The 17,163-nt window shown below is 46.1% G+C and carries 13 protein-coding genes; 2 read left to right on the top strand and 11 right to left on the bottom strand.

The features are described from left to right. Positions 1–64: 64 nt before the first annotated feature. A protein-coding gene (locus tag BN1546_RS18720) for an IS3 family transposase (RefSeq protein WP_090735930.1) occupies positions 65–1,209 on the bottom strand; the annotation gives its coding sequence in 2 pieces (ribosomal slippage) (positions 65–936 and positions 936–1,209; 1,146 coding nt in all). Between the two features lie 333 nt (positions 1,210–1,542). Here BN1546_RS18720 and BN1546_RS18715 point away from each other — a divergent pair. Further along, positions 1,543–1,695 carry a DUF1540 domain-containing protein gene (locus tag BN1546_RS18715; RefSeq protein WP_017426780.1) on the top strand — a complete coding sequence of 51 codons (153 nt, stop codon included), beginning with the start codon at positions 1,543–1,545 and terminating at the stop codon, positions 1,693–1,695. Positions 1,696–1,887: 192 nt separating this feature from the next. On the opposite strand, the gene BN1546_RS18710 is transcribed toward BN1546_RS18715, so the two are convergent. The 5 genes from BN1546_RS18710 to BN1546_RS18690 form a co-directional block, all read right to left on the bottom strand. Next, positions 1,888–2,844 carry a DUF5643 domain-containing protein gene (locus BN1546_RS18710; protein WP_090738549.1) on the bottom strand — a complete coding sequence of 319 codons (957 nt, stop codon included), beginning with the start codon at positions 2,842–2,844 and terminating at the stop codon, positions 1,888–1,890. A 41-nt stretch (positions 2,845–2,885) separates the two neighbouring features. Further along, on the bottom strand, positions 2,886–4,088 hold the full coding sequence (locus BN1546_RS18705) for a DUF4179 domain-containing protein (RefSeq protein WP_090738548.1): 1,203 nt from the start codon (positions 4,086–4,088) through the stop codon (positions 2,886–2,888). After that, positions 4,063–4,653, bottom strand: coding sequence for an RNA polymerase sigma factor (locus BN1546_RS18700; protein WP_058830069.1), 591 nt, complete (start codon positions 4,651–4,653; stop codon positions 4,063–4,065). Before BN1546_RS18700 ends, BN1546_RS18705 begins: the two co-directional genes overlap by 26 nt. Positions 4,654–4,744: 91 nt before the next feature. Further along, positions 4,745–4,948 (bottom strand): hypothetical protein, encoded by a 204-nt coding sequence (locus tag BN1546_RS18695; RefSeq protein ID WP_058711764.1) that lies wholly within the window; start codon positions 4,946–4,948, stop codon positions 4,745–4,747. A gap of 93 nt (positions 4,949–5,041) precedes the next feature. Further along, complete coding sequence (locus BN1546_RS18690) at positions 5,042–5,413, bottom strand: DUF4190 domain-containing protein (RefSeq protein ID WP_013372515.1); 372 nt, start codon at positions 5,411–5,413, stop codon at positions 5,042–5,044. Between the two features lie 221 nt (positions 5,414–5,634). Here BN1546_RS18690 and BN1546_RS18685 point away from each other — a divergent pair, with 221 nt between their 5' ends. Then, positions 5,635–6,222 (top strand): hypothetical protein, encoded by a 588-nt coding sequence (locus tag BN1546_RS18685; protein WP_025676003.1) that lies wholly within the window; start codon positions 5,635–5,637, stop codon positions 6,220–6,222. Between the two features lie 8 nt (positions 6,223–6,230). Here the strand turns inward: BN1546_RS18685 and BN1546_RS18680 are convergent, their stop codons facing one another. The 5 genes from BN1546_RS18680 to BN1546_RS18660 all read right to left on the bottom strand — a co-directional run bounded on the left by BN1546_RS18680 (position 6,231) and on the right by BN1546_RS18660 (position 17,083). Further along, on the bottom strand, positions 6,231–6,581 hold the full coding sequence (locus BN1546_RS18680) for a prenylated flavin chaperone LpdD (RefSeq protein ID WP_025365561.1): 351 nt from the start codon (positions 6,579–6,581) through the stop codon (positions 6,231–6,233). 179 nt (positions 6,582–6,760) lie between these two features. After that, the gene (locus tag BN1546_RS18675; protein ID WP_090738547.1) at positions 6,761–12,265 is read right to left on the bottom strand and encodes a S8 family serine peptidase; all 5,505 of its coding nucleotides are present in this window, start codon (positions 12,263–12,265) and stop codon (positions 6,761–6,763) included. Between the two features lie 539 nt (positions 12,266–12,804). Beyond that, positions 12,805–14,412, bottom strand: a complete 1,608-nt coding sequence (locus tag BN1546_RS18670; protein WP_090738546.1) for a S8 family serine peptidase — start codon at positions 14,410–14,412, stop codon at positions 12,805–12,807. Between the two features lie 531 nt (positions 14,413–14,943). Continuing rightward, positions 14,944–16,725 carry a SulP family inorganic anion transporter gene (locus BN1546_RS18665; protein ID WP_058830073.1) on the bottom strand — a complete coding sequence of 594 codons (1,782 nt, stop codon included), beginning with the start codon at positions 16,723–16,725 and terminating at the stop codon, positions 14,944–14,946. Between the two features lie 28 nt (positions 16,726–16,753). Beyond that, on the bottom strand, positions 16,754–17,083 hold the full coding sequence (locus BN1546_RS18660) for an ArsR/SmtB family transcription factor (RefSeq protein ID WP_007431533.1): 330 nt from the start codon (positions 17,081–17,083) through the stop codon (positions 16,754–16,756). Positions 17,084–17,163: the final 80 nt, after the last annotated feature.

Here is a 17,163-nt window from a genome sequence, read left to right as displayed (position 1 = left end):
TCTGGCAGAAGAACATTGGGACTGACCCCCGTTTGTGAGACAGGGATCAAAACACCTTCCAAGTTTAAGCAGCCAGTTGTCGGAAATGAACCGGCGACTGGTTGTTTAGTTTTGTTTGAATGCGAATTGAGTTATAGTAAAGGATGTACTCTCGAACGGTCTGCTCGACGATTGCCGTCGTCGTACAGGTTAAACCTTCGAGGTAGAACGTTTCAGACTTTAGTGTGGAATGAAACGATTCGATGGGGGCATTATCAGCAGGCGTTCCCTTACGGGACATGCTCATGGTAATGCCTTTTCCTTTTACAGCTTCCTGGTAGGCCAAGGATGTGTAGACGCTGCCTTGATCGCTATGAAGTATTGCACCTGGTAGAGATGGCAACTGACGAAGGGTATCGAGCACAAATGCGGTATCCTGCTTGTCAGCTATACTGTATGCCACAATCTCTCCGTTAAACAAGTCTAAAATACTCGACAGATACAACATTCTTCCTCCAAATGGCAAATACGTAATGTCCGTTACAAGTTTTTGCATAGGCGTATCTGCTTCAAACTGTCGCTTTAGCAGATGCTCCGCGATATGAATGGGTTGCCCAGTAGGTTTCCGTTTCTTCGCTTTGACACGACATTGCAGCCCTTCACGCTGCATAATCCGTTGCACGCGTTTGTGGTTTACCGTATACTCCCTCCGAAGCAAGGCGGTGATTTTCCGGTATCCATAACGATATTTATGCTGGATACAGAGTTCGCGGATTTTCTCTACCAAGTGATCCTCAAGTTTGCTCGCATACTCCGCCTTCCAGCGATAGTACGTGGCGCGAGGGATTCCTATCCATGCACAAGCTTGCTTCACACTCACTTCCCCTCGGATCGACTCTATCCACTCCATTACGATCTTTGACGATACCTCCTCTCCAGTACGCTGTACTTTTTTAGCAACTCTAGTTGTTGTCTCAAAAACCTGTTCTCAGCCTGGACCTTCTCTAATTCCGAAGTGTATTCGGGCCCTTTGCCGTAGCTGTATTGTTTACCTACAGGCTGCTCTAGACGGTTCTGCTCGCCATTACGGTACCATCTCATCCAAGTTTCCACTTGTGTCTTGTTTCGTATGTTTAATTGCTCCATGATTTCTTTGACCGGTATACCAGCCATTCTCATTTCAATCGCCTTCATTTTAACTTCTAATGGATAACTGACTCTTGTTGCCAACGAAAAAACACCTCCAAGGTTGTCTCCATATCTTACGACATGGTTGCATTCTCTTGAAGGTGTTTTGATTTGTCTCACGTTAAGGGGTCAGTCCCATTCTCTTCTGCACAAGGACAGCTTTTTGTTTTCTAACTAAAAAGGAACACTTGTGTCTATTTTGAACTGCAAAATGTGTAAACATTGCAATTTTAAAATTCATTTGATATTGTACAAGTAGGCATAGCAAAATCCCTCTTCTTACCAAGAGGGTAAGCACAGTTGGACAAGTCCTACCTTGACTGACCGTGATTATATTTGCTCAGCCCATCACATCCCTGTAAGGAGGTGAACAATATGGCAAAAGACGTTCTGTGCGAAGTCAACTCATGCACGTACTGGGCTCAGGATAATAAATGCAGCGCAAGCTCTATTTATATCGTAAGCAACAAGCCTGCAAACACTCACACGTCCGAAGAAACAGACTGCAAAACCTTTGAAGCAAAATAAACCTTTGTTTCCAAGCCAAACCATAGCTTTATCATGAAGGAGCCCCTGCCAGGGTTCCTTCTTTCTTATGATTCTAACAAGAATGATAATTATTATCAAGTCCCTTTTGCAGTAATGGATTGAATCTTTCGAAGCACAAAAGAAGCGTTGCCTGAACGATTCGCTCCGCTTCTTTTGTTTTCCTGTATAAGGTCAATTATTCAATGGGATTACCATTTCTAAGTCTTTATGGTATGTTTTTACCTCTTTACCCTGGGCATCCTTCATAGGCGCCCATTTCTTGTTGACGGTCAGCGTATACGGCCTGATGGTGATGGAAGAGGGTCTGGTTGCAAACGGAGCATACATTTCAACTTCGTGATAATTGAGCGCCGGAGCCTTGTTATAAATTCCCATCAATTCTTGAGCAATCAGTTTGCCTTGCGGGTCCGCAATGTCATAATACATCTTGGTTGCACTCCAATTTCCAGTCTGTTTGGATGTACTCGGCACTTTACCATTGCTGTCAATAATGATCCGGGTATTGGCCGAGGAGAGCTCAATCTGCTTGACGGTATAACTGAAATCTCCGCTGCTCTGCGTTTTTTCCGGCTTAAGGACCAGTTTGTCCTTCACCGTATTCTGCACAGGCACCTTAAATGAAAACGGTTCTTTAATGCCGCTAACATTGATTTTTAATGCCATTTCAAATGAGTCTGGCAGATTTTTTTCAGATAATCCTTTGTCTATTGCGATTTCTAATGTATTATCCAACATTTTTTTATTTTCGTCGAATACCGCGTTTGAGACTCTCAATAAACTTATTTTTTCTCCATTAATAGATATTTGAGGATCTATTAAGTAACCCTTTTCTAACTTCCGGGATTTGTCCTTGCTGAAAGGAGGCATTGTACTGATCTTGGTGATCCCCTTGCGTTCAATTTGCACGGTCAGACGAATCCCGTCATATTTCACCTTTTTGACCGTCAGTGTGATGCCATCCCGGGTCAGACTGCTTGCGCTTGCCTCCGGGGCAGTTGATTGTGCATCTGCTCCCTGTATTTTCCATGCAGTATCGAAAATCGTCACTCCTGTACCCATAATCATAGTTACTGAAGCTAGAATAGCCGATTTGAATATTATACGCTTCACTTTAATATATTGCTTCATTCGTATTTCCTCTCCTTTATCGTCCGGGTTGGGTTGTTTTATCATTGAGATGGGACTGGGATCGTCATTTCCAAATCCTTATGATATGTTTTGGCCCAATTTCCCTCTTGATCCTCTATCACAGACCAGTCCTTCTTAACCGTCATAGTGTACGGCTTGATCGTAATGGAGGTCGGTGTTTTTGCAAATGGACTGTATGCCTCATCCTCATGGTATTCGGAATCAGGGCTGCGATGGAACAGACCTAACATATGTTGCTCCAGCTGATTTCCGTCCTGATTCACAATGTCGTAATACATTTTAGTCGCGCTTAAATCGCCTGATTGCTCTGCGGCGCTCGGTACTTTGCCCTTGCTGTCCACAATGAGACGGGTTGTTACCGGAGTCAGCTCGATCTGCTTCACCGTGTAACTGAACGTTCCGCTGCTCTGTGTCTTATCAGGCTTCAGCAAAATTTTGTTTTTGGATAAATTCTTCACCGGCACCTGAAATTCAAAGGGCTCATGGAAGCCGCTCACATTCACTTTTACTGTAATCTCAAATTCATCAAGTAGATTTTTCTCTGACAGTCCTTTGGTTATTTCATACATAGCCATATTGTTGATGAGCTTGCCGTCTTCCTTTTTGCCAACCGCGTCCGTAAACGAACCGTACACCATCTTTTGTCCTTCAATAAAGACCTTAGGTGTGAACAAATACCCTTTTTTTTGCTTTTCCACGGGTACCTTCTCCAATGTATTCCCCTCGACACTCACGGCATCCTCGGGCAAATAAGGGGACATGATCCTCTCATCCTCTACCCCTTGGCGTTCAATCATGAACACCAGCCGTGTTCCGTCAAACATAACCTCTTTGATGTTTAAGGTCACTCCATCGCGGGATACACTCAAATGGGGTGTCGTCGTCAGTCCAGATTTACTGGCTTGCTGCAAGCTTCTGTCAAAATTATATTGGAATACGCCGCCGATCAACGGGATGTTTTTTAACGTTTCGGCCATAGCTGGAGACACAAAACCGCTTCCCAGCACCAGTCCTCCCAAAACTGCCGCAGCAGACGCACCGATAGCCACTCTTTGGGTCCATGTGCCTTTTTTATGAGTCAACTTCCTACTCACCACGTCCATTTCCCCCAACCTCTTCATAATGTCATCCGCATAGCTAACCTGAGGCATCTTCTTATTTTGGACCGTGCGGCGGATTTGCTCCATTTGCTCGTGTTCAGTTTGATCCTGCCATGCGCTCATTCGTTAGCCCTCCTTTTTTTATTTTTTGCTGAATCAGCTTTTTGCGTAACCGTTCATACTTTTTTCGCAAAGTCGCGGGCTTGCAATCCATAATTTCCCCGATCTCCTCAAAGCTGTACTGCTCAACAGCTTTCAATAGCACAAGATTTCTTTCTTCTGAATTCAGATTCATTAAAAGCTCATCGACTTCGCGTTCATCATCGGATGGATAGTAATCATCGAGATGTTGCTGTTGCTCTTTTTGGATCGATATTAATCGATGCCAGCGGCTTTTTTTCCTAATTTGATCCAGGCAGTGATAGTATGCTACTTTATAAAGCCACGCTGAAAAGGAAACCTGCTGTCTATATTTACCTATTGCCTGATATACTTTGATAAATATATCCTGTACCGCATCCTCCGCTTCCTCGCGGTTTTTCAGATTGTAATAGCAGTACATATATATCTGCTTTTCATAAGTACGTATGATGGTGGCATAAGCCTGTTGATCGCCAGCTTTGACGCATTCCACGACGGATTCTACATGTTCTGTATGGTCGTTGGCCCCGGGGCTGAACCGTTCCATAGGATCACCTCCTTGTGTGTCCGTCATTATCTGTATAACGAATACTGTCTTCCTGATTGTGACAACTTCTATAAAATCAAAAAAATTCTCGCTAAAGACAAAAAAAAGAAGCGTCGCTCTGAACGATTCGCTTCTTGTGTTTGACCTTTTGTAATTGTTCCTGCTTGGTTGGCTTCATTCGCGTGTGCTGTGAAATCTCGCCATAATGATCATTCGTTTTACGACTCTGTGCCGCGCAATAGATCCCGGCGCGTTTCGCCTTGCTCAACGCCTTTTGTGTTTGAGTACGTGCCATACTGCTTCACTCTCCTTGATTGGACTCCCTGTATCATAGCATCCAATAGGCAAATCGTGAATGGTTTGTCTGACTCAAACATTCTTTAATTCATTAAATGTCTGAAAAAATATCCGGATCGCCACTGGAGGCCGCCACAACAAAAACAATAACCAAGAAAATAATAATCAGTGCATAAATCAGTGTGCCGATAATACTACATACCAGTCCAGCAATGGCCATACCTCTGCCTTGCTCGCCATGACGGTTAATTTCCTTCAGGGAAAGACTGGACAAAATAATACCCACAATTCCGATAATCAACCCAAGATAGGGAATGACAACAGATAAAATCCCGAGCACCATCGAGGCAACAGCTTTACTGTTTGTAGGTGGAACTACTGGGGGCTGGTTAAATGGAGCGTTATAATCGTTCGGCTCCTGAAAAGGATCGGAAGATCGAGGCTCCTTGTACAAGTCACTCATCTGTTTAATTCAACTCCAATAATTATAATAGCAATATATAAGTTCTAGGGTACCACAATCTTACAAATCAGGACAGTACTTATTTCAATTTTTTAAATTAGAACGTTAAAAAGAAGAAGCGTAGCATCTTAGCACTTTTTGAGATAACCGGGCATACAGTACTGTACCTATTACAGATAAATTACGCTCCAAGAGAGCATCCTGCCAAGGAGGACGGAGCTATGTTATATCGTGGAACAGCCCGCAGAAAGGGCTCGTCTCACCAACGTTTACATGCAGAGACACTTCGGAAAATATCCGCCGCCATGCTGCCATTTTACAAAGCTATTGCAACCCAACGTGCTTTTGCCGTCCAATGGTCACGAGCTGTCGTTCAGGGTAATTTGGATCGGATGAAATCCCTTCTCTGCTCGGTAGCGCCATTTGCCGCCAAACAAGGCTTAGGTACGAATGGGATTGGCTACTTTGTTTCCTTTTTAGCTCAGCCGCCGATGCTCTATTACACGAACGGTACGACGATTCCCCCAGGGACGGTGCAGTTTACATTTGAGCCAAAGGTTCATCGTGCCATTGCCAAAGCCGTTTTTCCGCTGTATCGCGAATTGGCACGCAATGAATGCTTTGCTTCTGCCCTAGCCAAAGCGATCAACAGGCAAGACCAGCGTGCAGTTCATGTAATGATCCGTAGTTTAATTCCATCCTCTGCGCTAAAATCTGTAGACATTGAGGATGATGGTTTTGCATTGCTTTTTAAGTATCCCTTTAGTAAGTACCCCTATCGCAATCTACTTTTTCGAGAGTTCACTTAAAAAGGTCGCTACAAGCGCACTTGCTTAAGTTCTTCAATGAGCTCTTTTCCCATTTGTATAGCCATGTCTGTCAGCACTCGGATTTCGTCCTTGGTTGCATGATCCAAATGCGTCCCGCAGCAAATGGCGAAGTTACCCGCAAACTCTTTACGCAAGCGAACTGCAATTTCTTCAGTAATATAAAATTCCTTGTGGTTTTGCAATTGCACGGTTTGAATCGGCTCAAGCCTAGCCCCCGCAGTAATCGTCCCCAAGTGAGGCTGATCACCGCCTGATATGAGCACAACGATATCTTCCCCCATAAAATAGGCATCCAGCACAAGACGGATACGTCCGCTTTCTTTTTCCAAATGAATCATATGATCCTCTCCTGCTAAAAATATTATTGTGAAACGATTCACTTCATAGAGTACCATTCATTGTATCGCTTCCTGAACTGTTGCACAAATTTAAAAAGGCCCACAGCAGCCTCTATTAACAGTGGCTTGCTGTAGACCTTTATTGTATTCTAAAAAAACTCCCATCCTCTTACTTGCTGTTAACGGATTGTGATGGTATGCACTGCCTTACCCGTTGCGCCGTCATTATCCGTTACTGTTAGCTCCACGGTATACGTTCCGGCTGTGGTGAATTTATGCTTCACCTTGGAACCAACTGCCGTATCGCCATCACCAAAATTCCAACTGTAGCTGACGATCTCACCATCTGTATCGCGGGAAGCTTTGGCATTAAATTGTACATTTTTGTTCTTCTTGGCTGCGTCATTCGCCTGGATAATAGCTACCGGCTTTTCATTCGATGTAGGTGGATTCGGACCTGGGCCCTCTCCTCCACCATGGGTTACATACAACCTCCCCGGCGCCTCCGTCTCCACTTCATTCCCCGCTGCATCCCTTACCCGGATCACGATGACTCCGCCTTCCAGGTTCAGAGAAGATGAAGTGAGATAAGTACCTTCATAGTGGCCTGACGAAGTTTCATTTAATGGAATTTCATTACGGGCCAAAGTGGACAGGTTAAAGGGCAGCTCCACATGGAAGGATGCCTCCAAACCGGATGCACTGTCAAAAGCTACTCGTACCGGCTGTCCTGCAGTAATACGTACATCCTCAGCAGGGCTAATATTTTCAAGCTTCGGCAGCGCTGTATCGACATACACCGAGCGTGTAACAGTCGTTTCGTTTTCGGCAAGATCTTTGGCCGTTACCGTAATTTGATTTTCACCTTCATTGATAAGCAGCCGTTTATTAAAGCTACCGTCACTTCCGAATTCAGCGGACTCGCCGTTAATCGTCAATTCGGTGAGGAACTCGTCATACACCGTACCGGTTACACTGACCACACCCGCATTTGTACGAGCTCCTTCATCAGGTGAAGTCAGGATCAGACCCGGTTTAGTCTGATCGAGCGTTACAACCACCGGCTCGGAACGATCCGTTACTTTGCCGTATACCGCCGCTTGAACACTCAGCGGATTAGCACCTGGCTGAAGATCGACCGACAAACTGAATTGACGATCCTTCACTTTCGTTGTGCCAGTCAGCTCCTTACCGTTAAAGAGCTGAATATCAGCTCCTTCTGCCGGAGAAGTTCCTGTTACGGTAATCGTTTCCTCCTGCGTATACGTAGCCTTCGTAGGAGTCGTAATCATTGGAGCATTCACCGGATATCTGACGATAGCCCGGATCATGTAGTTCCCTTCTTCTTCAGGTGATTGGCTCCATGTGCCGCTTACACCTTGCCAGCTGCGGAGCGCATTGGGGCTGTTTTCATCTGTAGCCAGACCTGGTGACTGTGTCCCTACCGCAGACTGTGTATATACGATGTAAAAATCACCTTGAACCGTCACCGGCTCTGGAAGCTGCACCGTCGTCCATTGTGTCTCATCCCGGACAGCAGTCCCGTCGAATGGACCAGCCACTAGTCGTCCAGGTGCTCCTGCTGCACCGGAGGCGTCATAGATAGAATATTGGAATGCCGTTCCCCCCGGATTCGGGAAAGCAGAGTTCCAGAACAAAAGGGATGCTCCTGTCACTTGTGCCACTTCCGACTCAGGTGTCATTCTCACTGCCCATGAATTGCCTGCCGCGTTAAAGGCTCTGGCATTTTCTCCTGTACCGTCATCATAGGCAATGCCTCCTTGGAAACCGATGAAAGGCTTCAACGTGACATTCGCTTCAACACTGCCGTTTGGAGGAGCAGTCACGGAAACACTGTCACTGTAATAATTTTCGGCTGCAATGGACAATGTGTATGTTCCTTCCAGCACGTCCAGCGTAAATTCTCCAGCCTCATTCGTCTCTACAGGAGCAATACGTGCATCTTCCAGCACCAATACTTTCGCTTTTTGGATCGGTTCACCGGATTGCTTGTCGGTAATAACCCCGTGAATCGTACCGTGAGGGACAGCCTGGAGACTAAAGTTTGCTCTGATGACTTTGTTATTTTCAATTGTGACTGCTTTCGTCTGAGGCACGTAACCGTAGGCTTCGGCCTTCAGCGTATAGTCACCTGCTACATGAGTGAAGCTGTATTTGCCCGTGGTTGGGTCTGTTTTCACCGAACGTCCGGTTTCCAGTACCGTAACGGTAGCACTGGCTGGAAGACTGTCAAGACCGACACGTCCACGCTCCACGGATGCATCTGCCGGCTTCACTTTTTCCTGGAATTCACTCTTTTCAGTGCTTGTAATTTTATACAGCGGGAATTGTTCTTCCGCTTTTTCCAGCTTGATATTGGACTCAGGTACGATATCCTTGGTCACTGTCGAAGCTGGAACACCCAGCACACGGAAATCGTCAATGTACCAGCCATTTTTGTTCACACTGTTATCCGATTTCAAGCGGAAACGAACTTGAATCTCATTGCCGGTATAGCTATCCAGATTGTAGTAAACAGGCGCCCAATTCTTACCGCTTGTATTATGTGAGAACTTACCCAGCTCACTCCACGTGTCGCCATTGTTTTTGGACACTTCTACATATCCGTGATCATAGCCGCCCTCAATTTCAAACCAGTGGTTGAAAGTCAGTGTTGCATTGCGTATACCATTCAAATTAATTTTTGGAGAAACCAGCGAAAAATCAGCACCGTTCTCATAGTTGCTATCGAGATCGGTGGCCCACACATTCGGCTTGGACACTGCGCTCCCCGGTCCTACTTCCTTAGGAATGCCGCGTTCCCATTCATCCTTGGTCCCGGAATGAGTCCAACCATTGTCTGAGCTGCCATCAAAATGATCGCTATACAGCGTATCCGGCACGTCCACTCTTAGTGAAGCCTCGTTCGACTTGACACCTTCGTTACCGCTATAATCCTCGGCTGCCACTGCATAATGATAGGTCGCACCACCGACGGTGATCGTATCCGTGTAGGTCAGCCCAGAAGTTGTACCGATGGAAGTATAATTTTTGCCGGACTGGGTTGAACGATACACCTTGTACTGCTTCACATCTTCATCAGAGGAAGCACCCCAGGCGAGTGTAACATTGCCCACATTATCTGCTTCAGCAGTCAAATGGCCAGGGGCAGCAGGTGCAACGGCGTCTGGTTCCTGAATGGACAGATCGTCAATATACCAGCCATCTTTCACGATCGTATTGTCACTAGTAAAGTTGAACAGGAGGTATACCTTTTGACCCGCAAATGCTCGCAAATCAAGATATTGTGTTTTCCAGCCATTGCTGGTTCCAGTAAATGATAATACCTGCTCAAACGCATTCTGATTGTTGGTGGTCGCTACATACACTTTGCCGAAATCAGAATTGTTTTCAAGATCGTACCAATGCTTGAAGCTGACCAGTGCCCCCTTAGAACTCTCGGTCAGATCAATAGGAGGAGCCATAAAATAACTGTTGGTGTTGGTCTGGTATTGGCCTTCGAGATTGGTCGCGATGACCTTTGTACCCGAATGTGCGCTTTTAGGGCCGCTTGTGGGGGTTCCCCATTTCCAAACACTACCCTGACCACCGATATTAATACCGACGATGTCTTTTTCAAAGTCTTGTGTGTAGCCTGGTTTAACACCTTTGGAGACATTCACCTTATATACTTCCGTTTCAAAACCATTATTGCCGAAATCATTTACACGGATATAGTATTCCAGACCTGCGCTATCCACCAAAAAGGTCGGAATGGACGCTTGATATGTACCGTCTTTGCTGTCTCCGGAGGTCCGCTCCAACGGAATGTATACATAGTTTGACGAACCCGCTGTTTTGGCAAATGCCTCAACGGCTGTTACGCCAACATCATCCGTAACATGAGCCGTCAAAGGTATATCAAGCCCCTCAAATGCAGCTGCAGGCGGTGTATGCTCAAGAACAGGCGCTTCCAGATCGTCGCCACCTGTTACGACTTTACCGGATACAGAGCCCAGACCCTGCATGACAGATCCGACTGCATCGAGTGCATTAATGACACCATGTCCATATCCATTGTTTGGCGAAGTAGGATATGTGTTGTCTGTACGAGGGGTAGCCGTGTTTTCCAAAATTTCCTCCAGCTGGTCCACGGTAAGAGAATGATTCGCTTGCAGCAGCAGAGCAGCCAGACCCGCAACATGAGGACCGGCCATGGAAGTACCGTTATAGCCACCTTTATAACCGCCACCAGCCACGGTTGAACGAATATTTACACCCGGCGCGGAAACTTCGGGCTTGATCTCACCGTAAGGTGAGGGTCCCAGCAATGAAAAGCTTCCCAGTTTATCATTGATATCGGTTGCCCCAGTGGCAAAGGATTCCGGATAGTTGGCCGGATTGGCTACCGATCCAGGTCCGCCCGGATTGGAGAGAGAGGTGTTCCCTGCGGAGAATTCGGGAAAGATTTGAGCATCCCGCCACGCCTGAACTACAGGCCGGAACCATTCATCAAGACCCGGTCCGCCTCCCCACGAGTTGTTCACTACGTCTGGAGCAAGCTCGGGATGAAGATTACCTTGGGCATCTTTTGGCGCAAGCAGCCATTGACCGCCGTCCAGTATAATTGCATCCGTCGTTTCTGGATTAAAAATCCGAACCGCAATCCACTTCGCACCTGGGGCAACGCCCACTCGGTTCGTTCCATTTTCCTCGGAGCCGACCATCGTGCCCATCGTATGCGTACCATGGGAATCGTCTTCCTGATCGACCGGAAGCGCCGCATGACTATGCGGATCATACCAGCTCAGTTCTGGATTTACGACATTGCCTGCCGCATCCAGACCACGCCATTTGCGATGAAGGGCCGGATGCGTGTAGTCTACGCCTGTATCGAGATTGGCGACCACGATTCCGGTTCCGTCAATTCCTTTTTCCCACACTTGTGGTGCGTTAATATGGGATATATTCCATTCCACCGTAGATGGATCCACAGCGTTCTTGCCTGTATTGCCGGGCAATGCCGATGTTTTGCTATCGTCCTTTTCCGGTTCTACAGCCTTCTGTGCTGTGTCAGACTTTGCTGTTGCTGCCGTTGCTGTTCCAGCCGCTTTGTTACCTGTGTCCTCTGGCTGCTTATCAACCGTTACCTTTTGCAGATAACGTGTTTCATTCGGCAAAATTTTATCGACCTCGGGCAGCTTCGAAATATGGTCCAGCACCTCCTTGGTGCTCGTGACAGCCAAAGCATTGACAATAAAATAGCTTTTATATTCTTTTACTCCGCCGCTCCCTGATTCCTTATCCAAATAACTTTCAAGCCCATATTGAGTTCTGGAAGCCGTTTCACGCAAAGAGCTGATCACATGGCTGCGCACAGCCATTTTGGCAGCGGAAGGTGTTATTTTCTCAAGTGAAGCCTTTTGGAGAGCATTTTTGGAAACCTTATTGGTATCTACCTGTTCTTTTAATTTGACCAAATAAGTAACATAGTTGTTCTCCTCAAACTGTTTGGTCAGTTTCGGGGACACCTTCGCGGTCGTGACCTTGTGTGAGGCTGATTTTAGCTCCAGCTTGGAGCCATCCGGTGTGTTTTTCGCTAAAGCGGGTTGAACAAATGAAAAGGCCATAAGCAAAGAGAGTCCAATAGATAACGATTTCTTGAAACGTCTAGGTTTAATCAACTACTTCTCCACTCCTTTTACTAGGTTTAATGATTCCGAAATAACCTGTACAGAGTCAGACCTCATGCCTTGCACATCAAACACGCGGCTTGCGCAATACGATGTGTTGGCGACCACCTCCTTCATAGATTATAGAAAGATATAAAAGTATTGGGCTGTTCATAGATGGCAGTACTTCATAGGTGAGTTTATAATCCAATAGAAAAGCGATGAAATCCAGTAGATACCTAGGAGAAAAAGCAGGAGCATTTCGAAGAAAAAAACATGATATACCATTACATGTTATATCATTACATTTTATATTAAAAATTGATATAAAATCATATATTATGGATAGTATAAAGTTACCAAAACAGATATACAAGTCATTTTTTTGCATTTTTCTTGAAATTCTATGACTTTTATGTTCATTTATGTACGAAAACCCCTTTTTAGCGGCTACGTCATGAGTGCAACACACGGTTAGCAGGTGCATACATCTTTGTACGAGCCACCCAAAGGGATTTTCGGGGATCTTTTTTTAAACCTGTCTGATATTCTTAGTTAAGTACGGAGTTCACCGCAGCAAGCGCATCAATCAGACCATATCCATAACCATTGTTGGGTGAGGTCCGATACTGACTGTCTGTCAGCGGTGTCGCTGTTTTCGAAATAACATCCTCTAATTGATCCACGGTCAAAGAGGGTTTAGCCTGAAGCAGCAATGCCGCTAATCCGGCAGTATGCGGGCCTGCCATAGAGGTACCGTTCCATCCACCCTCATAAACCCCGCCCGGCACAGAAGAACGGATGTTCACGCCAGGAGCCGAGATTTCTGGCTTCACTTCGCCATAAGGAGAAGGACCACGCAACGAGAAGCTGGCCAGCTTGTTATTGATATCGGTGGCTCCCGTGGCGTAGGCTTCAGGCAGATTTGCCGGATTAGCCACAGACCCAGGTCCGCCCGGGTTCGATAGTGTTGTGTTGCCTGCGGAGAACTCAGGGAAGATTTGAGCCGCTCTCCACGCCTTGGTCACTGGGCGATACCATTCGTCCAAACCAGGTCCACCACCCCAAGAATTATTCACCACATCCGGTGCAAGCTCAGGGTGTTTTTTGCCGTTTTTATCTACAGGCGCAAGAATCCACTGCCCACCGTCCAGCAAGATGGAGTCTGTGCTATCTGGATTGAATACTCGAACGGCAATCCACTTGGCCCCCGGAGCAACACCGATTTCATTCGTACCGTTGCTGTCTGAGCCAACGCTTGTCCCCATCGTATGTGTACCATGTCCATTGGAATCTGTGGGCAGCGATGCTCCATTAACCGCATCATACCAGCTCAGCTCAGGATTCACGACTTGACCAGAAGCATTCAGCCCCCGCCATTTTCTTTTCAGTGCTGGATGAGTATATTCAACACCTGTATCTAGATTGGCAACGACAATGCCTTTGCCGTCAATACCTTTGGCCCAAACCTGCGGTGCTTTGATTTTAGAAATATTCCACTCGACACGACTTGGCGCTACCGCATCTTTATATACGGATTCTTGCACCGATTTTTGTGCATTCTCTACCGTCACAGCCGGGTCGACAGCAGTTTGATCTGCAACTGCTTGGTTTGCTGTTGATTGCTCCCCTACCGGCTGGGCATCCTTATCTATTTCTACCTTTTGCAGCTCGCGCTTTTCATCTGGTAAAATTTTGTCGATCTCAGGTAGGGTTGCGAGATTATCCATGACCTCTTTGGTACTGGTTACCGCAAATGCATTCACGATAAAGTAACTCTTGTATTTTTTTACGTTTCCGTTATTGACTTCCTTCTTTAAGTATTCTTCCACAGATGGTTGAGTTTTTTCTGCAGTATCCATCAGAGAGTTGACAACCGTTTTACGTACAGAAAGCTTAGCAGCAGCGGGGGAAATCTGCTCGGCAGAAGCTTTCTGAAATGCGTGCTTAGCAACAGACTCCGTGTCTACCTGATCTTTTAATTTAACCAGATAGGTGACATACTCACTGGTGCTGAATTGCTGGTTCAGCTTGGCTAAAACCTTGGCGGAAATCGTCGATGCTCCTGGTGAGGAGGTTGTGCTGGAATCTCCATACACCGGAGAAATCAGAGAAAAAGCAAGAATAGCGGTAAAACCGACCGACAGCGTCTTTTTGATATTTTTCGACTTAATTAATACTTTTCATCTCCCTTTACTTGGTTTTTTTGATTCTCAAAGACAACCTTCCGATAGCAGCGTCAAAAGCTCACAAATAGCCTCTGGTACTCACCTCCTTAAAAAAATATAGATTCTGGGGTGAAATCCATAGGTCATATTCTAAGGTGAATAACCTTTGGTGCAGACCGCAAGGAACGATATTCAATTAAGAACTGTGGACAAGTCTGGAAGAAAGTAAGTGAAAAAAATGAAGAAAAAGGTAGGGTAAGATACTAGAAGTGATCGAGGAGGTTGATAAGCATATATTAAAATACAATTTAAAACAAAAGCATGAAACATATGGTATCTTTTGAATCTAGTATAGTGTCATAAAATCAGATATTCAAGCATTTTTTTGAATTTTATTCCTTTTTTTCTTGAAAAATCGAAAAACCTCTTCCATTTTCAAAACAAATGCGGGTCTTCTTCGTGCATTTTGTTTCGGATCATAGAAGAGGTTTTTCGGCATTCAGCAGCAAAAGTAGAAAAGCGCTATCTGCCGCTATTTACAGGTATGGGAACCGAAACGGCTCCTTCTGGAAAGGAAGATTTGGTTTCCTGGGTTCTACGACACAGGCTCGTACATTCTCGAAAAGCCATTTGTCTGCACCCACTGCACCGATCCTGATTTACCATTGCAAGAGCTGCTGTTAAGGCCTCTCCTGTATGTTCAAAAAAATGATTTTGTCCGATCATGTCGTAGCATCCGGTTTTATGCAGTAATTCCTGCGGTTGAGGCTGGAGTCCGGACACAAGCACTGTTCCACCAGACTTTCGGTATTTTTGTATTAATGCGGTAAAGTTAGCTTCTCCCGTCATATCCATAAAAGGGACCTTTCCCATACGCAACAACAAAATCCCTTGCTGGAGACCAGTCTGTCCCCCTACACCTGAGTTTTCCAACGCTGAAGCTGCACCGAAAAATAGGGGGCCTTCCACATTATAAATAGCCACCTGCGGGCAATCATGCTGCTCTGTGACCATATGTGCGCCTACCTTTTCATGCTTTACAGAAGGGTCAGGAAGCACCTTATCTACTGAAAGTGTATTGCTCATACGTTTGACAAACAATACAACTGCCAAGATCAGACCTACCTCCACAGCCGTTGTCAGTGTCGTAAAAACCGTCAGCAAAAAGGTGACGACCAGCACAATAGAATCCGCTGTCCGTGTTTTGAGGATGTGCGCAAAATGCTTGCGCTCACTCATATTCCAGGCCACTACCATCAACACCGGTGCCATACTAGCTAACGGAATATTAGATGCATAAGGTGCAAAAAGCATCAGAATGAGGAGTACAACGACCCCATGCACAATACCTGACATAGGAGAAACCGCGTTGTTGCGGATATTGGTGGCCGTACGGGCAATGGCACCTGTCGCAGGAATGCCACCGAATAATGGTGTCAGCAAATTGGCAATCCCTTGTCCAACCAGTTCGCGATTGCTGTTATGGCGGTCTCCCGTCATCCCGTCAGCTACCACCGCTGAAAGCAGTGATTCAATAGCCCCCAGCATCGCTATAACAAGTGCTGGCGGCAAGAGCTTCACGATTAATTCCCACGTCATTGCAGGAATATGCAGCTCAGGCAAAGATGCCGGAATTGCGCCATAAGCAGAGCCAATCGTAGCCACCTGCCCTGGAAAAAACAGAGCTGCCACCAGCGTAGACAAGAGTAGGCCGACCAGTGAGCCAGGTATCTTGGGCCATTTTTTAGGCACCACAATAAGTCCAGCAAGACAGATACAAGCTGTCAGGATGCTGTACACATTGAGTGAAGGAAGCCGATGGATGATCTCTGCCATCGAAGGCAGAAAGGTTTCATGTCGCTCTACCCCGCGCAAGCCGAGAAAGTTAGCAATCTGACCACTGAAGATCGTCACGGCAATCCCGGCCGTGAAGCCAATGGTTACGGGCTTGGGAATAAACTTAATCAATGCCCCCAGCCTTAGAACACCCATTAAAATGAGTATAATACCTGCCATAAAACCAGCTATCAGTAAATTCTCATAGCCGTACTGCATGACAATAGCCAGCAAAATCGGAATAAACGCACCTGTAGGTCCTCCGATCTGAAATTTGGACCCACCCAGTAGTGAAATCAAAATTCCCGCTATGATGGTTGTGTACAGACCATATTCCGGCTTTACCCCCGATGCAATGGCAAACGCCATACCGAGCGGGATAGCCACAATCGCCACGATGCTTCCAGAAATTAAATCCTTTCGTAAAGCCCCTGCGTTATAGCCTTCAAACCTTCCTCTCCACTTCATCCTGTAACCCTTCTTTTCTGTAGTAGCATTACTTCTCGTTACGTATGCCTTCCAGCAACGAGATCGCTTCGACTAAATGATTGTCAAAAATTCGCCGCGCCACCGCTAGCAGCTCCGTTAAGAGCGGATCACGTAGTGAATACACGACCGTTGTGCCTTCCTTGAAGCTGTTCACCAAATTTTTAGCCCGTAAAACAGCCAATTGCTGCGATACGGCAGAACCTTCGGAACCAAGCGCAGTCTGCAGCTCGTTCACATTCCGTTCCCCTTCACTCAGCACCTCCAAAATGCGGATGCGCAGAGGGTGAGCCAATGCTTTGAAAAAGTCAGCCTTAAACTTCTGGAGATCTCCTTCCATTCCTGCGCCGTCCCCCTCACAGAATTGTTTCATAACGATCAACAATATCTGAATATTTGAATATTCAGTACAATAACAGC

The sequence above is a fragment of the Paenibacillus sp. Mc5Re-14 genome (assembly GCF_001049835.1).
Lineage (GTDB): Bacteria > Bacillota > Bacilli > Paenibacillales > Paenibacillaceae > Paenibacillus > Paenibacillus polymyxa_C.
This window is presented reverse-complemented; position numbering and strand designations above follow the sequence as displayed.

Bases quoted from the DNA above. Each gene is read 5' to 3' on its own strand.
- BN1546_RS18700 (WP_058830069.1), bottom strand. From the start codon at position 4,653: ATGGAACGGTTCAGCCCCGGGGCCAACGACCATACAGAACATGTAGAA.
- BN1546_RS18715 (WP_017426780.1), top strand. From the start codon at position 1,543: ATGGCAAAAGACGTTCTGTGCGAAGTCAACTCATGCACGTACTGGGCT.
- BN1546_RS18710 (WP_090738549.1), bottom strand. From the start codon at position 2,844: ATGAAGCAATATATTAAAGTGAAGCGTATAATATTCAAATCGGCTATT.
- BN1546_RS18690 (WP_013372515.1), bottom strand. From the start codon at position 5,413: ATGAGTGACTTGTACAAGGAGCCTCGATCTTCCGATCCTTTTCAGGAG.
- BN1546_RS18695 (WP_058711764.1), bottom strand. From the start codon at position 4,948: ATGGCACGTACTCAAACACAAAAGGCGTTGAGCAAGGCGAAACGCGCC.
- BN1546_RS18680 (WP_025365561.1), bottom strand. From the start codon at position 6,581: ATGATTCATTTGGAAAAAGAAAGCGGACGTATCCGTCTTGTGCTGGAT.
- BN1546_RS18685 (WP_025676003.1), top strand. From the start codon at position 5,635: ATGTTATATCGTGGAACAGCCCGCAGAAAGGGCTCGTCTCACCAACGT.
- BN1546_RS18705 (WP_090738548.1), bottom strand. From the start codon at position 4,088: ATGAGCGCATGGCAGGATCAAACTGAACACGAGCAAATGGAGCAAATC.
- BN1546_RS18665 (WP_058830073.1), bottom strand. From the start codon at position 16,725: ATGAAGTGGAGAGGAAGGTTTGAAGGCTATAACGCAGGGGCTTTACGA.
- BN1546_RS18660 (WP_007431533.1), bottom strand. From the start codon at position 17,083: ATGGAAGGAGATCTCCAGAAGTTTAAGGCTGACTTTTTCAAAGCATTG.